The sequence below is a fragment of the Porphyromonas sp. oral taxon 279 str. F0450 genome (assembly GCF_000292995.1).
In the GTDB taxonomy this organism is placed as follows: domain Bacteria; phylum Bacteroidota; class Bacteroidia; order Bacteroidales; family Porphyromonadaceae; genus Porphyromonas; species Porphyromonas pasteri.
Genome location: NZ_ALKJ01000015.1, coordinates 24,703 through 46,732 on the forward strand (window position 1 = coordinate 24,703; position 22,030 = coordinate 46,732).

Sequence of the window (22,030 nt, forward strand, 5' to 3'; positions counted from 1 at the left end):
ACCCTATGGCCAGCATACGTGACGGAGAGAACGAACTCTCCCTCCTCGGATCGAAGACCACCCAGTACAGCCAGGACTACGCTCCTGAGGTACTGGAGGCCTTCACCAACAAGCATCAGGGCAACGACTACTGGGTGCGCTTCCACTGCCCCGAGTTCACCAGCCTCTGCCCCATCACGGCACAGCCCGACTATGCGACGATCTACATCAACTACATCCCCGATGTACGTATGGTCGAGAGTAAGAGCCTCAAGCTCTATCTCTTCAGCTTCCGCAACCACGGGGCTTTCCATGAGGACTGCGTGAATATCATCATGAAGGACCTCATCGAGCTCATGGATCCACGATACATCGAGGTCGTCGGGGACTTCACCCCACGCGGTGGTATCAGCATCCTGCCCTTCGCCAACTATGGGCGCCCCGGCACGAAGTACGAGGAGCTCGCCTTCCAGCGCTTAGCTAATCACCCCGTACGATGAAGAAAGTCCTTGCCATCATCAACCCCATCTCTGGTACGGGGTCGAAGAAGAATATCCCCGATCTCTTAGGGAAAGCCTACAACGCATCGGAGTACGAGCTCTTCCTCACCTACACCAAGGCCGCAGGGCACGCCGAAGAGCTTGCCCGACGTGCTGCCAGTGAAGGCTATGACCACGTCATAGCCGTCGGAGGTGATGGCACGGTTAATGAGGTCGCACGCGGCCTCGTCGGGAGCCAGACGGCTCTCGGCATCGTACCGAAGGGCTCGGGCAATGGTCTGGCACGCTCGCTCGGCCTCTCGATGAAGAGCGATCAGGTCATCCAGCAGCTCGTCAGCGGTCGGCGTATCGCCATCGACAGCTGCGAGCTCAACGGACGCCCCTTCTTCTGCACCTGCGGGATGGGCTTCGATGCAGCCGTCAGTAGGACCTTCGCCGAGGCCTCCACACGTGGCCCCGTGACCTACCTGCGCACGATGATCGAGGAGTACCGCTCCTTCAAGCCCGAGACCTATCGCCTCGACATCAACGACGGTGAGCGCACGCTCGAGACGGAGGCCTTCGTCCTCGTCGTGGCGAACGCCACGCAGTATGGGAACAATGCCTACATCGCTCCCGAGGCAGACCTGTCGGACGGCCTGCTGGACCTGGCGATCATACGTCCCTTCCCCGTCCTCGAGGCGGCGATGGTCTTAGGAGACCTCATGCTCGGCAAGCTCGCTGGCAACAAGCACTACGAGACCGAGCGCATCAAGTCGCTCCGCATTGAGCGCCCCACAGCAGGCGCCGTACATATCGACGGTGAGCCCCTCGAGCTGGGTACCACCATCGACATCAAGCTGCGCCCCCACTCGCTGCACGTCATCATCCCCCAATAGCACGCCTCCCCTCAGCACGCCATGGCCAAGAAACGGGCCTTGCCCCCACGCCCACGCCTCCGACGTACGCACCGCCTTACGCTCACCCTCAACGAGCGCGAGTACAAGGCGATCATCGACCACTGTGAGAGCCGACGTATCGCGAGCCGCACAGGCTGGATGCGCGAGGTCATCATGGCCGAGGTCATCACGGAGCATGAGCGCAATGCGCCCTTCCTCTTCGACGAAGCTGAGATGCAGTAATGAGCACCATCCTCCCCTATTCTGACGAATACTTCATGCGCCAGGCCCTCGATGAGGCAGCCTTGGCCTACGAAGCGGGCGAAGTACCCATCGGTGCTGTCGTCGTCTGCCGTGGGCAGATCATCGCCCGAGCACACAACGAGGTCGAGCGCCTCAGTGATCCCACAGCCCATGCCGAGGTGCTGGCAGTGACAGCCGCCACGGAGTATATGGGTAGTAAGTTCCTCCCCGACTGCCAGCTCTATGTGACAGTGGAGCCCTGCGTGATGTGTGCTGGGGCGCTCTTTTGGGCTCGCTTAGGGGAGATTATTTATGGTGCAGGAGAGGAGAAGTTCGGCTACCGACACTATGCACCCGACCTCTTCCCCCGTCGTGCCAAGATACGTGGAGGACTGCTTGCCGACGAGGCGCGCGAGCTGATGCAGCGCTTCTTCGCAGCACGCCGATAGCCTCTGTTTATCGCATCTCATACCATATTAGTGCGCCTTAGTACGAGTATTGCGGCACTTTATGTACATTTGAAGCGTTTTATGAGTGGCGGGAGACCGCCTTACTCTGAACTCGGGGGAGGAGCGTCCTCCCACTATACTATACTGACGTAACCTGATCAATAGACCCGAATACGTGATGACGACTAAGACACCACGCGCGACTCGACTCGCTAAAAGCCTCCTGATAGCAGCGGCCTTGGGAGGGCTTTCTTACACCCAACTATCCGCACAAGTATCTACCCTCCGCACAGGCCGTCTCCCCAACGGGCTGACGTACTACATCAGCCGTGATGCGGGTGCCTCCGAGGGTACGGCACACTTCTTCCTCCTACAGAATGTCGGGGCGATCCTCGAGGATGACAAGCAGAATGGTCTTGCCCACTACCTCGAGCACATGGCCTTCGAAGCCACCGAGCACTTCCCTGGTGGCGTGATGAACTACCTGCGCACGCGTGGCCTCTACAGCTTCGACGCACGCACGGGTACGGACGACACGCGCTACAGCATCATGGATGTCCCTACGACAGAGAAGGGCCTCACCGACTCCGTGCTCCTCATCCTCAAGGACTGGTGCAGTGGCATCTCCATCACCGAGAAGGACACGGAGAAGCAGCGCGGCATCATCATCGAAGAGTGGCGCCAGCGTGGCGGCATCGACAAGCGGCTCAGCGATAGCATCGCCGGCGTCATCTACAATGGCTCGCAGTACTCCAAGCGCAATGTCATCGGCAGCCTCGACGTCCTGAAGACCTTCAAGTACCCCGATATCCAGGCCTTCTACAAGACGTGGTACCGCCCCGACCTGCAGTGCGTGATGATCGTCGGGGATATCGATCCCGCCGCCTATGAGCAGAAGGTGCAGAAGCTCTTCGCTTCACTCCCCGCACCTCGCAATGCTAAGGCACGCCCTCCCTATGCTATTGACGACAATGAGCAGCCCCTCTACTATCGCTTCACGGATAAGGAGAACCGCTCACATTCCTACGGCATCTACCAGCGTGTAGCTACCCCCACGAACCGCCCCACGGCAGAGGCTACGAAGGACTACCTCCTCGGGCAGCTCTTCAACACTCTGGCTCCTCAGTACTTCGCTCGCCTGCGCAACCGCGGTGAGGAAGCCTATATCGCTGCCTCGGTGAGCTACTCACCGCTGGTACGTGGCTATGGGCAGTTCGCTTGGGACTTCGTACCCTACTCGGGTCAGGACAAGACTGCCCTCCAGCAGATCCTCGCCGCTCGAGCTCAGATGCCCTATGGCTTCTTCAGCGATGATGCCTTTGAGGCTGAGAAGCAGAAGCTCTATGATGGCATGAAGGAAGTGCTGAGCGATGACAAGGGCCTCGGCACGCCACAGAACTTCATCGACATCTACCGCAACAACTACCTCTACGGTACGCCGATGCGCGAATTCCGCCAGCAGCTCGAGGACAACCTCGAGGCACTCGTCGAGCTGGAGGCTGACGACCTGCGCACTTGGCTCAAGCAGCGTGCGATGGGAGACCGCAACCTCGCCTTCGTCGCCTATACCAATAGCCCCTCCGCACCAGCTATCGGCGAGCAGGAGTTCCTCAAGGAGCTGGCAGCTTACAATACTCCCGTACAGGCTGCCGAAAGCAGTGAGCCTGCACCTATCACGAAGCTCATCGACTTCAAGCTCCCCGCAGGGAAGATCATTCGTGAGAAGAAGATCCCTTCACTCGACGCTACCGAGTGGACGCTCTCCAATGGCATGAAGGTCATCTATAAGAATCTGGCCAAGGAGCTCAAGGGCGAAGTCCTCTTCCTCGCTTCGGCTAAGGGTGGTCAGTCCATCGTCAAGCCTGCCGACCTGCCCTCCTTCTCCGCTATGCAGAGCCTCATCATGGCCTCGGGTCTCTATAAGTACGACCGCAACCAGCTCGCCCAGTGGCTGCGCAACCGCCCCATGGAGGTCAACCTCTCCATCACCGAGTACATCGACGGGATGCAGGCACGTAGTAAGACGGACGGTGTAGACGACCTCTTCTCCTACCTCTACCTCGTGCTGAATAAGCAGCGCTTCGACCAGCACATCTTCGACAAGTGGCTCCAGCGTAAGCGCTACATCTACGACTCGAAGCCCCAGCAGGGCCGCGAAGCCGTCGACCGCGAGATCAGCGAACTGCTGAACCCCATCACCGAGGCCAACCCTCGTGAGGACAATACCTTCTACGATAAGATGAAGCTGAGCGACCTGCCCCGCCTCTACGCTGAGCACTTCGGTGACGCGTCACAGCTGACGGGCTGTCTCGTCGGTGACATCAGCGAGGCCGAAGCTAAGCGCATCGTCACGACCTATCTGGCTGCCCTGCCTGGCAACCCCAAGGCACCACGTCGCACCTACACGATCCGTGACCACAGCTCTCGTGAGCGTGTCATCGAGCGGACCTTCGAGGTCGACACTGAGGGGGATCTGGGCGAAGTAGAGCTCTCCTTCCTTGGAGACAAGAAGCTCACCGACCGCGAGCGCATCGCCCTCGGCCTGCTGGAGCCCCTCCTGCAGAACCGCCTCTTCGATGAGCTTCGCGAGAAGGAGCAGGGTACCTACAGCATCGCCGTCAAGACGAACTACACCGATGACCCTGTAGCCAGCACGAGCCTCTCGATCCACTTCATCACCTCACGTGCTAAGGCCGACCACCTCAAGGCCCGCACCTATGAGATCCTCCGCTCCATCGCAGCAGGTCAGATCGACCGCGACGAGTATAAGAAGGTCCACATCCCTCAGGTCCTCGACGAAGAGGCTGAGGCGAAGGAAGCCGGTGACGGCATGGGCCTCGGCGTATGGATCGCCCTCCTGAATGCCTACGCTGAGACAGGCAAGGCCCCCGACCTCTCCAAGAAGACCGCTACCGGTCAGGAGGTCAAGGTCTCCGAAGTCACAGCTCAGGACGTCTCCTCCCTGCTGAAGAAGCTCCTCGACGAAGGCAAACGCCGTGACATCGTCGTCAAGAGCCTCGCCCCCGAAGCAAAGACCTGGGAGCACTAAGCCCTCTCTTGATATGTATCATATGCGCAAGCACCGCTGACACCGACAGTAGACTCTCAGGGCCCTCTCTCACGGACTCTGAGAGTCGCTGCGTCAGCACCACCCACACCGCAGCGCCTCTGATATATCCCTACCCCTCGATAGATAAGTCATACCTATACCTATCCTCCATGCGACAACCATTAAGAATACGCCGGCGTCTGGCCCTCGGGCTTTGCCTGTGTGCGCTGGGACTCTCCACCCCCACTGAGGGCTGGAGCCAGACCCCTGCGACGCCGACCGTCTCGATCTCCTTCAAAGACAAGGACATCGCCTCTATCCTCGACTTCATCGCCCAGAACTCAGGCTACAAGATTGAGTACGAGCCTGAGCTTCGTACCGCAGGCTACAAAGCCACCGTCTCCTTCGACGAGGTAACTCCCGAGAAGGCGGTCGAAGGCCTGCTCAAGGGCACTCCATTCATCTATGCCGTCGATGGCAAGACCATCCGTATCTTCCGCCCCCAGCAGCAGGCTACCGCTAAGGGCCAAGTCACAGGGGTCGTCAAGGACTCTCGTGGCGAAGGCATCATCGGCGCCAGCGTCCGCATCAAGGGCACGAAGCTCGGTGCCCAGACGGGCATCGATGGCGCCTTCACCATCAATACCGACAAGACCTCTGGCGAACTCCAGATAAGCTACGTCGGCTACTACGACAATAGTGCCACCTTCACCGCAGGACAGCCCGTGACGGTCATCCTGAAGGAGAACGTCAAGTCCCTCGACGGTGTCACCGTCATCGCCTACGGCCGACGCAATACGCAGGAGCTCGTCGGGGCTGTCAGCTCCATCAAGGCTGACCAGCTCAAGGACGCTCCCGCACCCAGCCTCCAGTCCCTCCTGCAGGGCCAGATGTCGGGTCTGTCGGTGACGAACCAGTCGGGCTCACCTGGTGGTGGCGGTACGCGTATCAACATCCGCGGTATCAGTTCGCTCAACGACCAGGGGATCAACGACGGCTCACCGCTCTTCGTCGTCGACGGAGTGCCTCTCTCGAAGGTCTCTGCTGAATCTACCGGTGGGATCAACGCCTTAGCAGGTCTTGACCCCTCGACCATCGAGTCGGTCGAAGTGCTGAAGGACGCTGCCTCCGCTTCGCTCTACGGCTCCCGCTCGGGTAACGGTGTCGTGCTCATCACGACGAAGAAGGGTAAGTCGGGCAAGGCAGAGTTCGGTCTGAACTTCTCGCAGTCCGTCTCCTTCCTCCCCTCCACACCTCTGCAGATGCGTGGTCACGGTGAGCGCCGTGTGCACAACATCCTCGCACAGCACCAGCGTATCGGTCACAACAACTATACGACCAACCGCTACATCCTCCCCCGTCGCTACGGAGAATCCTACGGCTGGGAACCTACCCTCGACGGGGCTTACGACTACTTCTGGGGTAACGGGAATGTACTGACGAAGGACAACCAGCCCCCCGCCTCCGCACAGGACTCGCTGAATACCTTCTATAACAATGACACGAACTGGTGGAAGTACATCTTCCAGGTAGGCCGCGTGACCTCGGGCGACTTCTACGCCTCTGGGGGGAACGACAACGTACGCTACCTCGTCAGCACGGGTCTCTATGACGAGCGCGGTATCCAGATCAACTCGGGCTTCAAGCGCCTCAGCTTCCTCTCGAACCTTGACCTGCGCCTCACGCCTAAGGTCAATGCCTTCACGCGCCTCAACCTCGCTTACAACAAGCAGCAAGCTATCAGCGGCTCCAACATCCAGGGGCTCGACGTTGACCCTAAGGAAACGCCTACGGTCTACCCAGGTCGTGGCTCTATCGCTGAGCAGCTCACCCTGCAGAAGATCCGTGATGTACGTGCCCGCAACGGGATGTTCAACGCCCGTCTCTCTGTCGGTATCGACTACACCCCCATCGCTGGGCTGAAGTTCGCCACCTCCGCTTCGGGTGACGCATACTTCTCTAACAACCACGTCTTCCGCCCCTCCTACCTCAACAGCAACAACCTCTCCTCCGTCGAAGCCTCTCGCTCGATGGTCGCCATGATCCAGTGGGAGAACATCCTCTCCTACCGCTTCAACCTGCGTGACCGTCACAACTTCGACCTCATGGCAGGGGTGACCACGACCTACGACCTGATGGAGAACATCAAGGGTAAGGCTGCTGGTGGTCCTACCAACAAGATCTATGAGATCGGTGATGGCTGGCCACAGGCTCGCAACGTAGAGGGTCGTGACGAATACCTCCAGCGCGTGACGACCGACCGTCAGGAGCAGATCATGCTCAGCTACCTCGGTCGTGTCGCCTACAACTTTGACAAGCGCTACATGCTCGAGGCTTCACTCCGCTACGACGGCTCGTCTGTCTTCGGCCGTGACGTCCGCTGGGCAGCCTTCCCCTCTCTCGGTGCTGCATGGGCCTTCTCCAAGGAGCAGTTCATGAAGGACTTCTGGTTCCTCAGCTTCGGTAAGATCCGTGCCTCATGGGGTAAGAGCGGCCAGAAGTTCCAGGAAGCCTACCTCGCCCACGGTCTGATGGAAGAGTCGAACTCCTTCCTCGGTCAGCCTGGTCTCCAGCCCAGCGCTATGGCCAATAGCCACCTGACGTGGGAGAAGAGCGACCAGTATGACCTCGGTCTTGACCTCGACCTCTTCAACTACCGCTTCAAGGTCAAGGTAGACTACTACTACAAGCACTCCTATGACCTCCTGATGCAGGTGCCCACCCCTGGTAACTTCTTCATCTCGAAGACGACCTGGACGAACGCTTCAGCTATCTCCAACGAAGGTCTTGAGCTGGACCTCTCGGCTGACCTCATGCGCCGCAAGGACTTCTCTTGGAACCTCCGCTTCAATATCGCTCGCAACTGGAACCGCTTCCTCGCCTCTTACGACGGTAAGGACCTCGGCGATAAGGTACTCGGCCGCCCCATCTATGGTATCTATACCTACAAGGATGAAGGCCTCGTACAGGACGAGTCTGCTATCCCCTACTACTACGACCAGACGGGTCTGCGTGTACCCCTCTCCTTCGGTTCGCTCGCTTACCCACTGCGTGTCGGTGGTCGTAAGATCAAGGACCAGAACGGCGACGGCTACATCAACAGCGAAGACATCTACTACGCTGGTAGCGCACTGCCCAAGGCCTACGGGGGTATCACGAATACCTTCACCTACAAGCGTCTCGCTCTGAATGTGCTGCTGACCTATACGATCGACCAGCGCATGATGAACATGGTGAAGAACGGTGCCTTCCTCTTCAATAAGAAGTTCGGCGTCGTGATGAACGACTTCTCCCGCGCTACCTTCTGGCAGAATCCTGGCGACAAGACCGAGTACCCCTCACTCGAGTTCGCTGATGACGGCTACACGGGTCAGTTCGATGGCGACATCGATACCAACATCGAGCGTGTGAGCTACCTCCGCCTCAAGCAGCTGAGCCTCTCCTACTCTCTCCCCGAAACGTGGACGAAGCGCCTCCGCATGAAGGATGTGCGTATCTACTTCGCTGGTGAGAACCTCCTCCTCTTGACGAACTACTCTGGGCTTGATCCCGAGATCGTCGACCCTGCTACGGGTAAGGACACGGGCCGTATGTACCCCCTCAATCGCAAGCTTACGCTTGGTCTCAATCTGAAGTTCTAATGAAACGCTATATCCTTCCCGCCCTGGCGCTCACGCTCCTGGCTTCCTCCTGCAAGCTGGACCTGACGCCCGAGAATGCCATCACTTATAGCAATGGATTCTCCACAGAGGCTGAGCTCAACACGACGACGAGCACCATCCACTTCTACCTCGACAACTGCATGGACGCCTTCACGCCTCTGACGAAGGTCGGCCTCCTTGCGGACGAGACGCAGAACGATGGGCAGCTCCGCGAGGGTAATCCTCGTAGTATCATCCAGGCTTCCGCCGACTGGGAATACGTCTATCGTATGATCTTTGAGGCGAACCTCCTGCTGGATAATATTGACAAGACCGAAGGCCTCTCCGAAGAGCGCTACGCCTACCACGCAGGTCAGGCACACTTCGCTCTCGGCTTCGGCTACTTCATGCTCTCCCGTGCCTATGGTCAGGCAGTCATCACGGAGAACGCTAAGGACCTGAAGGTCTACGGTCTCTCTACGCAGCAGCAGGTCGTTGACGCAGGTATTGAGCATGCCCTCAAGGCCTTCGAGCTCCTGCCTACCTACGACAAGCTCCGCACGACTTCTGGTAACGTACCCGCCTCCAAGCAGTACGGTAGCAAGGGCAATAGCGCCACGCTTCTGGCGCACCTCTATGCCTGGAAGGGGAGCATGGCCGAGCTCTACGGCGAGTCTTCGGTAGACGCTACTGAGGCCTACCGCAAGAGCGTCGAGTATGCCTCTAAGGTCATCAACGGCGAGGTCGGTGCCTACAGCCTCGTCTCGACCCCCGAAGAGCTCTGTCAGCTCCTCTCTGACCCCAGCGCTACGAACCCCGAGGAGATCTTCACCCTCGTCTACGATAAGAGCCGTGGCAATGAGTCGACCTCTAAGAACGAAGTCGCCAATCTCTTCGCCACGTGGCCTGTCAATAGCACGCTCACCGAGGGGGACCTGGCACAGGCTTCCTTCCGCCTGAAGAAGTCCACCATCCAGAAGCTCTATCCCGACGCGAATGACGCGCGCCGTACGGCCTTCTTCTATGAGTTCAATACCGACCACACGGTATCGGGCGTGAGCTACGCTGTGCCCTACAAGTTCCGCAACGCAGTCTTCGCTATCGACCAGAGCGCTGAGTCTGGCAAGAGCTTCCTCAGCATCAATGCCAACTACGTCTACTGGCGTCTGGCAGATGTCTACCTGCTTCGTGCCGAGTGTGCGAATAAGCTGGGTGACACCTCCACGGCGATCTCGGACCTCAATAAGATCCGCTCACGTGCTGGTGCGAAGACCTACCCTGCCTCGGGTGAGAGTGACCTGAAGAAGGCCATCTTCCGTGAGCGCGAGCGTGAGTTCATCCTCGAGAACGATAGCCGCTACTACGATATCCTGCGCAACGGCTACGTCAAGACCGAGCTCACGGGTAAGTTCCCCACGCTCTCCACGGCGGATATCGCAGGTGGTGCCCTCTGCCTGCCTATCCCATCGAGCGCCCAGCGCGACAAGGATGGTAAGGTCATCAACGGCCTCATCCTGCAGCGTCCCTACTGGTTCCGCTATATGTAGTACCCTCTAAGATCTATCCGTTATGCGTACGATCAAGCATCCAATATATCTGCTCGCACTACTCGTCCTCAGCCTCTTCTCCTCGTGTACGAAGTATGACTTCGTCGAGACGGGCAAGGCTACGTCCTACCACGACACGACGATGTGGGAGTACTTCCAGACTGATAGCTACAACTGGAGCTACCTCGTCTATATGACCAAGCGTGCCGGCCTCGAAGATCTCTTCCAGGGGACGAACACGCAGTATGGGCCAAACATCACCTTCCTCGGGATCACGAACCACAGCATCCGCCGCTACCTCTACCGTACCTATGGGATCAATGAGGACGGCACCTCTCCCGCTGATGCCGTCGACCCCAGCACGCTCACCGACGAGGAGACGATGAAGCTCATCGACCGTATGAGCGTGGCCACATGCCGCAGCATCATCCTCGACTGCGTCATCCCACAGGAGAAGCTCCTCCTCGAGGACTTCCCCGCAGGGCGTAAGGCCGCCGACGGGAGCACCATCGGTACGGGGGGTAAGACCTACACGATGGCCTCGGGCAAGCAGCTCTGGCTCTATACCTTCCGCGACACCTACGCAGGGGTAGCGGGCTCAGGGGCGAACCGCCTGCACATCGTCTCCCCCACGACCAGCATCTCGCGTGATATCGCTTCACACGATATCCAGACACGTACGGGCGTCGTCCACTCGCTCCAGTACGACTTCACGCCTACGGACTTCTAAATACATCTCATCCGATGACTGCAAGATCTATATATGGCCTGCTCCTCGTGATCCTCGCCCTTGCACTGCCCTCTTGCCGCAAGATGGCCGTGGGCTACCTCGATGCGACGCACGCCACATTCTCCGCTAAGGAACTCAACGTCTACCGCACGGTCGACGATGACGATCCCCATAGCTTGACCCAGACCTATCCCGCCCCCTGGACCTCCCAGCGTATCCAGGGTGTCTCGGGCACGAACCCCGTGAATTATGAGTTCCTCAGCGTCGATGTCGCTGATGGGGGCAATGCCGAGAAGTTCGCTGCCGCTGTCAAGGAAGGTACGATCACCGTCAATGGCGGTACCATCAACCTCTTCCCCGCTGCGGTGCAGAACCTCCCCAATGGGCGCTATACTGTCAATCTACGGGTCTACAACGAAGGCTACAGCCGTGAGCTCCGTGGCCTCTTCACCTTCATTATCCAAGACGCTGCCTAATACACGCTCCCTATGAGATACCTCAAGTATGTGACCTCTCTGGTCGTAGCACTCCTCGCTTTCTCCTTCGTCTCAGCTCAGGAGGCGGGCATACGCTTCTTCAAAGGGACTTTCGCCGAAGCCCTCGCCGAAGCTCAGCGCCAGAATAAGCCTCTCTTCGTAGACTTCTACGCTACCTGGTGTGTACCCTGTAAGAAGATGGAGAAGACCATCTTCACGCAGCCCGAGGTCGGGAAGTTCTTCAACGAGAAGTTCGTCAACCTCCAGATGGATGCCGAGGCTCCCGAGAACGTCGAGATCGCTAAGAAGTACAAGGTCGAGGCCTTCCCTACCCTCGGGATCATCGCTCCCGACGGCAAGGCTATCCAGATCAACGTCGGCTTCATGAAGGCCGAAGAGCTGCTCGAGATGGGTAAGACCGCTATCGGTGAGGTCAAGGGCTTCGAAGAGCTCTATAAGGAGCACCGCGCTCAGCCCAATGACCTGAAGATCCAGCAGGAGCTATTGACCATCGCCCCACGCTTCCTCACCACGCAGGACGGCATGGACGCTGAGAAGTGGGTCGTACGTGTCCGCAAGCTCTACAAGGACTACCTGGCCAAGAAGATGGCTGACAACAGCCTCATCAACAAGAAGGACTACCTGATCATCAGCAACCTCGGTGGTGATGACGCTGACGAAGTAGCACGTGTCGTCGAGTACATCAACTCCAACCTCGACGCATGGATCGCTGCTGTCGGTGAGCCCGCTGCCTACTACGTCATCGAGAAGAACGATGAGCGCATGCTCGACCTCGTCAAGAAGGGCGACGAGTCCTACAAGACGTACCTCGAGAAGATCCGCACGGACTACAAGAAGGCCTACGACGTGATCAAGTTCAAGACCGTCACGCCCTACCAGAAGTCCGTCGACTACTACGGTGCGCTCTTCGCTATCTACAAGAATAAGGACGTACCCCAGTACATCAAGCTCATGTCCAGCTACCTCAATGGCCTCGGCGAAGACGCCAACGCTGCTGACTACGGTATCGCTGCTCAGTCCCTCTACAACGCTGCTGGCAAGAAGCTCACGCCCGCTGACCACAAGCAGGCTATCGCTTGGCTCCAGAAGGCTATCCCCAACGAAACGACCCTGATGAATAAGATCAACTTCCTCGTCATGGTCGGGGACTCCTACCGCGAGCTGAAGGACTACAAGCAGGCACGCGAATACTACAACCAGGCTTATGGCGAATCCCTCCAGATGGGCTCTGCTGAGCAGGCCCAGCAGATGATCCAGGCCTCCATCGTCTACAAGCTCTCTACCCTCGAGCTCCTCGAGAAGTAAGCTGCACCTGACGACTACATCATAGGGGAAGCCCCGAGAGTCCGCTCGTGACTCTCGGGGCTTCCTCTTATCTTTGCACCCGACGCCCGCCCTGCGCTCGGCACTATAAAGTAGCATCACGCAGGGGAGGGCATCCCGACCTATATTGGTCACTGAGTCGACCTATATAGGTCACCTATATGTACCTATATTGGTCCGTGAAGCAACCTATATAGGTCGACTCAGTGACCAATATAGGTTCGCATCACCCCCTCATAGACTTAGCAATGTATCGCCTTCTACTCGCCCTCTTCCTCCTCACTACGACGAGCCTCTCGGCTCGCAACCTCGACTCCCTCATGCGTGCCTATGGCCTCGTCGAGGTCACCAGTCTCGCTCCCCGCATCCGCGTCGAGCTGAAGTACGCCACACGCGACAACTTCATCGGGGCAAATATGTACGGCTCGCTACGCAAGGCTTACCTCCACCCCAATCTGGCACGTGCACTTGCCCGTGCCCAGCAGGCTCTCGAGCGTGAGAAGCCCGGCTATGCCTTCCTCATCTATGATGCCGCACGTCCGCAGAGCGTACAGCGCCGTATGTATCAGGCCGTGGCAGGCACACCGAAGAAGATCTACGTCGCCGCCCCCGAGCGTGGTGGACGCCACAACTACGGCGTGGCGGTAGACCTCACCATCGTCGATGCCGCAGGCAAACCGCTGGATATGGGAAGCCCCTTCGATCACTTCGGAGAGGAGGCTCACCTCGGGAATGAAGGGGCTTTAGTGAAGAAGGGCGTCTTTGCCCCTGAGGTCCCTACGAATAGGGCACTGATGAAGCGACTCTTAGGTGCCGAGGGCCTGCGTCCTTATGACAAGGAGTGGTGGCACTATCAGGAGCGTATGTCGATGCCGGAGGTGCGCAAGCGCTACCGCCTCTTAGACTTCTAAGGGCACGCACCCACTCGCTCACGACTTAGAACTCACGCATCTGCCCGTCGTATGCCTGCACCAGGCGTCGGCGGGCATTGTCGTACTCGCTGGAGAAGAAGTCCTGACGTGCGTTGTAGTACTTCGTCTTGACGCCCAGGAGACCGCAGATAGAGTTCGCCAAGAGGTCGGTCATGATCTTGCGACCCTTCGCCGCTACGATCTGCTCGTAGACCTCGGGGTGCTCCTTGCGCAGCGCAGGCGAAGCGTACACCATAAGCGGGATCATCAGCCCCGCCTGCGATACCTCATGCTCGTAGTAGTCGGGGCGCTCGGGATTCTCGAAGACGGCCTGCCCGTGGTCGGAGAGGTAGATGACGATGGCGGGCGTCTGGCTGTAGCGCTGGAAGATCTGCGAGACGACCTGATCGTTGTAGTGGATCGAGTTCACATAGTCGCAGATGATGCCACGGCGCTTAGCATCGGTGGGGGTAGGCTTCCCGTTGGGGAGCGTCTTCGGAAGCTGGTCTACGGTGAAGGGCGCCTTCTCGTGGATGTAGCGATCGGAATAGGGGGTATGCGAGCCCATCAGGTGCACGACCTCAAAGAGATCCTTCCCTGCGGGAGTCTTCGTGCGGTCAAAGAGGAGCGGGAGGATATCGCTATCGGGAGAAGCGTTCCAGTCACCAGCCGTGCGGATACGGACGAAGCGTGTGCTATCGGACGTAGAGGCGAGCGTGGGGATGGGCTGGATACCCGTGCCCTGCTTCTCCTGATTGCTGACCCAGTAGGTATAGTAGCCTGCCTTGGAGAGCACGAGGGGCAGTGCGGGGTACTTGTACCACTCTTTCTCAGGACCCTCGAGGGTGTAGAAGCTCATGCTCTGTGAGATCGAGCCCGTCGTCCAGGCTGCCGAAGAGATGGCATCGGAGAAGAGGACGAGGTCACCCGTCTTAACAAGGGAGTCCTGCTTAGGGGTATTCTCCAGTGGATAGCCGTAGCAGTGCATATAGTTGCGGCGCATAGATTCGCCGAGGACGACCACGACGGTGACGCCCTTCATATCACGTGTATGCTCGATGGCACCCACATCGAAGTTGCGTGCATTCGCGCTGTACTTGGCCAGTAGCTCCGCATCGGCGATACAGCTCGTTGTACCGATGTAGATACGCTCGACGGGCGCCATATAGAGGTAGCTCATCGTGGAGAGCTGCGCAGGGCGCACGACAAAGCACGAGATAGGTAGCGTCACAAGCATCCCACAGAAGAGGAGACCACGGCGTAGCGACGTACCCACTTCCTTCCCCCAGCGGCGTGTGAGCGCATAGGTGAGTGTGAAGAGCACGAGAAGCACAAGGAGCGGGAGGAGGAAGACCTTATAGTTGAGGTTCTCCAAGAAGGCTGAGGCCTCCCCTGGGTTGGTCGCCAGGATATTCAGCGCGATGCTGTCAGTATAGAGCGAGCTATAGGAGAAGACGAGGAAGGACTCGAAGAGGAGCAGGTAGCTATAGGCGAAGATCGTGAGGCCCTGCAGCACCTTCCTCAGCCAGCGATAGGGGAAGAGCGCGATGATTAGCGTGGGGATAGAGGCCCAGGTAGCAAGGCTCAGCGTCTGGTAGATGACCTCTCCGAAGTAAGGCCAGCGCCCTTGCCCCACGTAGTAATCTCCCGCAGCCCATATCTGGAGCAGGAAGAGTAGAAGCGCAAAGAAGCGCAGGCTATAGAGGCGCTGCAGGTAGCGCCCAAGGAATGAGCCCTCGGAGGAGGAGGAGGAGGTATTGAATGCCATAAGTGGTGGGATTGTCAAATGCTTATCGGTAGGCAAACGTACAAAAAATGCCCTACATAGCACGCCAGGCTACCCCCTCCGCAGGGTGCGGAGCAGGGGTAGCCTGTGTGCAATATTAGAGGTAATGATAGCGGAGCTTAGCCGAGGATCTCCTGCTGGAGACTCCCCACGAGGCTACTTGCCCCGATGCGGAAGAGGCGGTTGTCCAGCCATTCCTCCCCGAGGATAGCCTCGACGAGGCAGTAGTACTTCACAGCTTCTTCGGCTGAGCGAATACCGCCGCTGAACTTCACGCCACGCACTTCGCCGTACTTCTCACGGTACTCACGCAGCACCGAGCAGAGGATGTAGGCAGCTCGCAGGTCGGCGCCAGGGAACTCCTTCCCCGTCGACGTCTTGAGGAAGTCAGCTCCAGAGAAGAGTGCGAGGATGCTGGCACGACGGATCAGCTCGGGATCACGTAGGGCACCCGTCTCGAGGATGACCTTGAGGTGTGCGCCACGAGCCGTAGCCTTCTGCTCCTCGATCTCGGTAGAAGCCTCAAGGTAATCACCAGCGAGGAAGGCGCCGAGGTTGAGGACGATGTCGATCTCGTCAGCACCAGCAGCGATAGCCAGTGCCGTCTCGGCGATCTTCACCTCTGGGAAGCTCTGCGAAGCAGGGAAGCAGCCGCTAACGCAGGCTACTTGTACGCCTTCGGCAGTGAGGACCTCACGGACGGTCTTGACGAAGTTCGGATAGATGCAGATCGCTGCGACGGAGGGGACGTCCTCCGTGCCCTCGAAGTCATTGACAGAGGCGACGAGCTGAGCGACCTTCTCCTCAGTATCGGTACCGGAGAGCGTCGTCAGATCGATCGTTGAGTGGAGGAACTTCTTGACCTCACGGGTATTGTTCTTCTCGAAGCGCTCCTCGAGGATCTTAGCGATACGGCTGTCGAGCTCCTCGACAGTGAGAGCAGGGGCGAAAGCACCGAATGCCTCGGTGTACTTAGTTTGATTTGTTTCTGCCATCAGTATGTGGGTATTATGGTTGAGTCTCTGGGTGGGTGTCGGGGACGAGCTTGGGATTGGTGCGGTGGCGCTCGCTATCCCGCTGGGTCTTCTTCTCGATATTTGCCTTGAGAGCTGCCTCGAGGTCGACGCCCGTCTGGTTGGCTATGCAGAGGACGACCCACAGCACGTCAGCGAGTTCGTCGCCGAGGTTATGGCCTTCGTCGCTCTTCTTGAAGCTCTGCTCGCCGTAGAGACGAGACATCAGGCGAGCCACTTCGCCGACCTCCTCGGTGAGGATAGCCATATTCGTCAGGGGTGCGAAGTAGCGCACACCATAGTTCTGTATCCATTCGTCGACGAGGCGCTGCGCCTCCCCGAGGGTAAGTTTGCTGTCCATTGGCTGGGAGAGAAGAGGGATAAATTCGGCTGGGGCTAAGGTCTTTTGGCCCACTCCAGCCTATACAAAGATACGCCAATACCAGTAGTCATCATAGCCTCCGCACGTCTCAGCACAGGGGAAGGGTGCTCTACCTTCGGGGACTTAGCGCCGCGCGTGTGGGGGCTTGTCGAGAAAAATACTTGTACATTTGCTTAGCCAATGGGTAGAGACCCTGGCATTGCACAGAATACGGGAGCCTCACACACTCCCTACACCCGACAGACGCACGCTGCTGCAAGCACCAACGCCCGCCGTAATACCTCAGCTATCGTGTACCCCAAACCAACCCTCCTCACGCTGATGGTGATCTTCACCCTCACGCTGCTGGCATTCTTCATCTCGCTCTCGATGCAGATGATGAATCAGCTCTTCTTGGGCCAGAGTATGGGTGTCGCCATCGCCGCAGTGATCCTGCCACTCGTCCTCTCCCTCATCCTCTCTCTCATCGCCTGCCAGCAGTATGGTCAGAGTCGCTGGATCGTCGTCCCGACGACACTCCTTCTGACGCTCGCCCTGACGCTCTTCTTAGCGGCCAGCCTCTACTGCTGCTAAGGCGCACCTCCTACCCATCTGATACCACATCGGCCCCGCAAGACGCTCGTCTTGCGGGGCCGATGGCTTATGGGGAAGGGGCTGTCAGACTACAAGCGTCCGTAGACGGGATCGCCTGTGACCTCCTTGATGACCTCGATGAAGGGAGGGAACTTCACCTCCTGATCCGGTGCGCACGAGATCTCGAGGACCTGGTAGTCGCGCTTGGGCTCGATGAAGTCATCCACCTCGAAGTACTGCTTTGCCCAGACGAAGTTGCGACGGAGCTTGTGCACGAGTACGTCGTCAGGCGAGGGAATGGAGTTGAGGTAAGAGATATATTCGTCGGGACCGATCTGGCGCTCGGTGATGATGGACTGCGACTCGATGGGGCTCTTGCGTGTCATGAAGTACACGTAGTTGCCACGCAGACCGCGCTTACGGATGCGGACACTCGAGCCGTCTTCCATATCGATGTAAGCCTGATAGAGGTCGGTCTCTACGCCGAAGGGGATCTCACCGCGCACCTGCACGAGGAAGCGACGGCGGATATCGGTGAAGGTAGCGGGATCGTCGCCCAGCGTTTCATGGATAGCGTGCAGGACGTGGCGGATCTTCTCCTGGAAGTCCACATTGTTCTCCACGATATGCAGATGGGGGTGTCCCGTCCAAGCCTTGAGGATGCGAGCATCGAGGTCACGAGCCTCCTCTACGGTCTCGTGGCGCGAAGCATTGTTCTCCAGCGTGTAGAATTCCTCTGCGCCTTGTGCTGCGGTGACCATATGGATGACAGCGTCGTAGCGAGCATCACGGAGCTTGATCTCCGAGAGACCCAGCTCGTCAAGGAGGGCCTGCCACATCGTGCGCTCGATATAGTTCGAGATGTCCATCGTCCCTCTATCGGAGATGATGAGCACGGGGTGCGGAGCGGTATGTGCGAGCTCGAGGAAGGTATCCTCCATCTGCAGCTGGTACTTCATCACAGCCTTCTCGATGTTGTAGAAGTACTGACGGTCGGGCGTGCCGAAGTTGATCGACGCATTGCTAAAGAGCGTCGGCGTCTCGGGGAGTGCATAGACGAGGTAACCGAGGTCACTGAAGTGCTCGATGATCTGTGCCAGGGCGGTGGTCTTACCTGCGCAAGGGCCGCCGGTGAGGGCGATGCGGGTGATATTCTTATTCATCTGTAATCGGGGTGATAGGGCCGTCCAGCCCGCACAAAGATAAGGCTCTTAAAGCGAATAGCCCTGAGCGATCTCACGAGAGACGGCTCAGGGCTATTTGTAGTCATCGGGAAGTCTACCCTACTCCGCCGTCGTGATGGAGCGGAGGGTGACGGTGGGAAGGGCTGTCGTCGTGCGAGCAGGGGCGTTCTGACGGCGTGTAGCACGCAGGCGGTAGCGACGACCTGGGAGGATGTCAAGGAAGTTATCCGAGAGCTGCCAGCCCGTCTCCCCAAGGTCGATGTAAGCGTCCTTCAGGAGCGTCTTGCTCTGGATCTCGATGAAGAGCGTACCAGCACGTCGGGTCGTCTTGATCGTGAAGTCCCCCGCCTTCGTGCGAGGTAGGCGCAGCTCCTTGGTGCGTGCAGCGTAGTCGGTAAGCTCAGTGATGAGCGCCTTCGTCCGTGCATCACGCAGCTCGTAGTGTACGAAGGCTCCCTTGCGCTCGGCATCGCTTGTGAAGAGCTTCTCCATAGAAAGGGCGACCTCAAGGCGACCGACCTGGCGCGCTGGGAGCGTCTCGGGGGCGAAGGTATGCCGTCTTACGAGGCGACCCGAGAAGTCACGCACCTCAGCGGTGAGACTTACCTGACGCTGGCGAGGTAGTGGGTCGTAGGTGAGTAGCATCTTGCCCCGTGCGGTGTCGGGGACGAGGATGATGGGCGCAAAGGCACGCTTCGCCTCGTACTGCAAGCCCTTCCACTCGCCATAGTAGTCGATACTCGACCAAGAGACAGCGGGCCAAGCGTCATTGAGCTGCCAGTAAAGGCTGCCCATACAGAAGGGTGCTGCAGCACGCTGAGCACGGATACCGAGAGCGATACCACGCCCCTGCATCACCTGCGAGAGGTAGACGAAGTCCGCGAAGTCACGGGGCTCGGGATAGTCCTGACGGATGTAGTGGAGGATGACATCATTGCCGATGCTGCTCTTCTGATGCGCCTTCATCACGTCGCTCTCGAGATCGTAGTCCGTCTCAGGGCGGGCAAAGCGGCTGATGCTCGGGAGCATGGGGAAGGACTGCACACCAAATTCGCTCATGAAGCGGGGCATGCGCTCACGCAGGATCTCGAAGGGCTGACGGCCGTACCATACGCCCCAGTAGTGGCTTTCACCAAGACCCATCTCCTGTGGGCGACCCCAGTTCACCGTGTCGGGGCTACTCTCGATATAGGGACGCAGGGGATCTTCCTCACGCAGCGTCTCGGGGATGAGTTTGCAGAAGAGGGCTTCGTAGTCGCGCCAGAACTTCTCATACACCTCCTTTGGGTAGCGCTTCGCCCAGCCCCAGTACTTCAGCGCTTCACGGATCTCATTGTTGCCACACCACGTCGCTACCGAGGGGTGCTGACGCAGACGGCGGATGTTGTACACCAGCTCACTGTGGACATTCTTCAGGAAGGCACTATCGCCAGGATAGGCGGTGCAGGCGAACATGAAGTCCTGCCAGATCAGGATACCACGTGCATCGGCTTCGTCGTAGAAGGCATCTTCCTCGTACGTCCCCCCACCCCACACGCGGAGCATATTGAAGTGCGAGCTAGCGACGTCGTCGAAGAGCTGCTTGCGGTCGGCCTCCGTGCGGGTCGGGAGAAGCAAGGTGCCGGGGATATAGTTCGCGCCCTTAGCGAAGAGCGGCTGACCATTAACACGGAAGAAGAAGCTCTGCCCGTCCTTATCCTTCTCACGCACCAGCTCGACCGTTCGTAGCCCGACAGCGCACTGCGCCACGTCAAGCACACGGCCACGCTCACCTTCGAGGAGCTCAAAGCTGGCCTTATAGCGGTAGGGCTTCCCTAAGCCATTGGGCCACCACAGCTGGGGATTAGCCAGAGCGTGCAAGCCCCCACGCTCAGTCGGGGTGATGAAGTCGGCAAGAGGTGCTGTACGCTCGAAGACCAGCCGCCCCGTAGCATCATAGAGGTGGTAGCTGAGGTGCGTCGCTTCACTGCCACGGACAGCACCCTCGGGGAGGCGCACCTCGATGGGCAGGCTTCGCTCGGGGTGATAGGTCACGATGGGGCGCTCAGCGAAGAAGGTCGCCCCACGCAGGAGCACTCGCACAGGGCGCCAGATACCGATGGTGATCATGCGCTCGCCCCAGTCCCAGCCGTAGTGATAGGGTGCCTTGCGGGTGAAGACCGAGAGGTGCTTCTCCGCATGGTCGTTGTCCGCGGGGTAGTTGATGCCCGCAGCTTCGTAGAGCGGTAGGGCTGCGGTGAGAGGCGAACGGAAGCGCACCTCCAGGCGGTTCGATGCCTTCACATAGGGGCGGATATCGACTTCGTGCGCTACGAACATATTCTCCGCCTCGAGGATCTTCTGCCCATTGAGGTAGACCGAAGCGTAGGTATCCAGCCCCTCGAAGAGGAGGTGAATCGACGGACGCTGGAGCTGCTCGGGGCTGAGGGCGAAGGTGCAGGCATAGTCCCAGTCACGCTCACCGACCCACTGGATAGAGTCCTCAGCGAGGCGGTAATAGGGATCGGGGAGCTTACCCAGGCGGATGAGGTCCTGCTGCACGACACCAGGTACCGTCGCAGGATGCACCTCGGAGCTGCCGTGCTCGCTGAAGGTCCAGCCACGACTAAGGGTCAGCGTATCGGAGGGGAGGGCAAGGGCAGCGGTCTGAGTCATCATCAAGGTAAGGAGGACAAGGGCGCAGCTATAGAGCGCACGGTGTAGCGATCGGTTCATATATGTGGGGCACTTTGGAGGGCAACGGATTAGTAAGAAGTGAGTGTACCTCCGACAAAGGTAGTCTATACAAAGAAATCAGGCGACAACGGGGCGGGTGCCACCATTGTCGCCTGATCGGATCCTTAATGAGTGGAGATGCGGGGGTTCGAACCCCGGTCCAAACATGGAACTAATCTGCTTTCTACATGTTTATCCTCACTTTAGATTTTCGTGCACCGCCCGCGGCTGAGGCTACCATAGGCAGTGCCTTATCCCTCTAAATACACTCCCAAGCCAAGGGCAAGCATTGGGCCAGTCTCCGATTTTCCGGCACCACTATGATCAAGTCGCCTCGGTGAGAACGGCTACCTGAGTGATGTCTCGTCACAACAGTCTGTCGTCGTGATGAAGCGTCGAACCTACTCTATTCGGTTACGCAGCGAGAGCGTAGTTATTTTCGCCAGTTGAATTTTTGCTCTGTGAGATTAGAGTGCTCACAAGCCTTGCACTACATGCTTACAAACCACTTCTTCATGCTGTCAAAGCCAGGTCATCCCCATAAGGTCTGTACTGCAAAGATAGTGAAAAGGTGGGAACACTGATGCTGAGTGTCTTGCTCTATATTTTAGATACGCCTCCCAGCCTCCT

The 22,030-nt window shown here is 58.5% G+C and carries 17 protein-coding genes and 1 other RNA gene; 12 read left to right on the forward strand and 6 right to left on the reverse strand.

The genetic code is table 11. The features are described 5' to 3' along the window. The first annotated feature begins 5 nt into the window (after positions 1-5). From queF to HMPREF1323_RS02345, 11 genes are all read left to right on the forward strand, one after another. Positions 6-479, forward strand: a complete 474-nt coding sequence (queF, locus tag HMPREF1323_RS02295) for a preQ(1) synthase (protein WP_009432540.1) — start codon at positions 6-8, stop codon at positions 477-479. After that, positions 476-1,357: a diacylglycerol/lipid kinase family protein gene (locus HMPREF1323_RS02300; protein WP_009432667.1), complete on the forward strand. Its 882-nt coding sequence runs from the start codon at positions 476-478 to the stop codon at positions 1,355-1,357. Before queF ends, HMPREF1323_RS02300 begins: the two co-directional genes overlap by 4 nt. Before the next feature lie 21 nt (positions 1,358-1,378). Beyond that, entirely contained in the window at positions 1,379-1,600 is a 222-nt protein-coding gene (locus tag HMPREF1323_RS02305) for a hypothetical protein (protein WP_044123917.1), read from the forward strand. After that, on the forward strand, positions 1,600-2,049 hold the full coding sequence (locus HMPREF1323_RS02310; RefSeq protein WP_009432590.1) for a nucleoside deaminase: 450 nt from the start codon (positions 1,600-1,602) through the stop codon (positions 2,047-2,049). The genes HMPREF1323_RS02305 and HMPREF1323_RS02310 overlap by 1 nt, the downstream gene beginning before the upstream one ends. A 178-nt stretch (positions 2,050-2,227) precedes the next feature. Then, positions 2,228-5,098, forward strand: a complete 2,871-nt coding sequence (locus HMPREF1323_RS02315; RefSeq protein WP_044123919.1) for a M16 family metallopeptidase — start codon at positions 2,228-2,230, stop codon at positions 5,096-5,098. A 170-nt stretch (positions 5,099-5,268) separates the two neighbouring features. Next, a complete protein-coding gene (locus tag HMPREF1323_RS02320) occupies positions 5,269-8,739 on the forward strand; it encodes a SusC/RagA family TonB-linked outer membrane protein (protein WP_052312349.1) in 3,471 nt (1,156 codons plus the stop codon). Further along, positions 8,739-10,286, forward strand: coding sequence for a RagB/SusD family nutrient uptake outer membrane protein (locus HMPREF1323_RS02325; RefSeq protein WP_009432597.1), 1,548 nt, complete (start codon positions 8,739-8,741; stop codon positions 10,284-10,286). The genes HMPREF1323_RS02320 and HMPREF1323_RS02325 overlap by 1 nt, the downstream gene beginning before the upstream one ends. Positions 10,287-10,308: 22 nt before the next feature. Beyond that, positions 10,309-11,016: a hypothetical protein gene (locus HMPREF1323_RS02330; protein ID WP_009432668.1), complete on the forward strand. Its 708-nt coding sequence runs from the start codon at positions 10,309-10,311 to the stop codon at positions 11,014-11,016. Between the two features lie 14 nt (positions 11,017-11,030). Further along, entirely contained in the window at positions 11,031-11,492 is a 462-nt protein-coding gene (locus tag HMPREF1323_RS02335) for a hypothetical protein (protein ID WP_009432547.1), read from the forward strand. 12 nt (positions 11,493-11,504) lie between these two features. After that, positions 11,505-12,818: a thioredoxin family protein gene (locus HMPREF1323_RS02340; protein WP_009432634.1), complete on the forward strand. Its 1,314-nt coding sequence runs from the start codon at positions 11,505-11,507 to the stop codon at positions 12,816-12,818. A 266-nt stretch (positions 12,819-13,084) separates the two neighbouring features. Continuing rightward, positions 13,085-13,747, forward strand: a complete 663-nt coding sequence (locus tag HMPREF1323_RS02345; protein ID WP_009432573.1) for a M15 family metallopeptidase — start codon at positions 13,085-13,087, stop codon at positions 13,745-13,747. Positions 13,748-13,772: 25 nt separating this feature from the next. Here the strand turns inward: HMPREF1323_RS02345 and HMPREF1323_RS08945 are convergent, their stop codons facing one another. The 3 genes from HMPREF1323_RS08945 to HMPREF1323_RS02360 all read right to left on the reverse strand — a co-directional run bounded on the left by HMPREF1323_RS08945 (position 13,773) and on the right by HMPREF1323_RS02360 (position 16,907). Then, positions 13,773-15,515, reverse strand: coding sequence for a phosphoethanolamine transferase (locus HMPREF1323_RS08945; protein ID WP_009432653.1), 1,743 nt, complete (start codon positions 15,513-15,515; stop codon positions 13,773-13,775). A 137-nt stretch (positions 15,516-15,652) separates the two neighbouring features. Further along, positions 15,653-16,528: a deoxyribose-phosphate aldolase gene (gene deoC / locus HMPREF1323_RS02355; protein WP_009432612.1), complete on the reverse strand. Its 876-nt coding sequence runs from the start codon at positions 16,526-16,528 to the stop codon at positions 15,653-15,655. Between the two features lie 13 nt (positions 16,529-16,541). Next, a complete protein-coding gene (locus HMPREF1323_RS02360) occupies positions 16,542-16,907 on the reverse strand; it encodes a nucleotide pyrophosphohydrolase (protein ID WP_009432526.1) in 366 nt (121 codons plus the stop codon). 201 nt (positions 16,908-17,108) lie between these two features. On the opposite strand from HMPREF1323_RS02360, the gene HMPREF1323_RS02365 reads away from it, so the two are divergent. Further along, a complete protein-coding gene (locus tag HMPREF1323_RS02365) occupies positions 17,109-17,501 on the forward strand; it encodes a hypothetical protein (protein ID WP_044123920.1) in 393 nt (130 codons plus the stop codon). Positions 17,502-17,590: 89 nt separating this feature from the next. Here the strand turns inward: HMPREF1323_RS02365 and HMPREF1323_RS02370 are convergent, their stop codons facing one another. The 3 genes from HMPREF1323_RS02370 to ssrA all read right to left on the reverse strand — a co-directional run bounded on the left by HMPREF1323_RS02370 (position 17,591) and on the right by ssrA (position 21,940). Continuing rightward, positions 17,591-18,664: an AAA family ATPase gene (locus tag HMPREF1323_RS02370; RefSeq protein ID WP_009432671.1), complete on the reverse strand. Its 1,074-nt coding sequence runs from the start codon at positions 18,662-18,664 to the stop codon at positions 17,591-17,593. Positions 18,665-18,784: 120 nt separating this feature from the next. Beyond that, positions 18,785-21,400 (reverse strand): glycoside hydrolase family 2 protein, encoded by a 2,616-nt coding sequence (locus tag HMPREF1323_RS02375; RefSeq protein WP_009432555.1) that lies wholly within the window; start codon positions 21,398-21,400, stop codon positions 18,785-18,787. Positions 21,401-21,530: 130 nt separating this feature from the next. Continuing rightward, positions 21,531-21,940, reverse strand: a transfer-messenger RNA (tmRNA) gene (gene ssrA, locus HMPREF1323_RS09060). Positions 21,941-22,030: the final 90 nt, after the last annotated feature.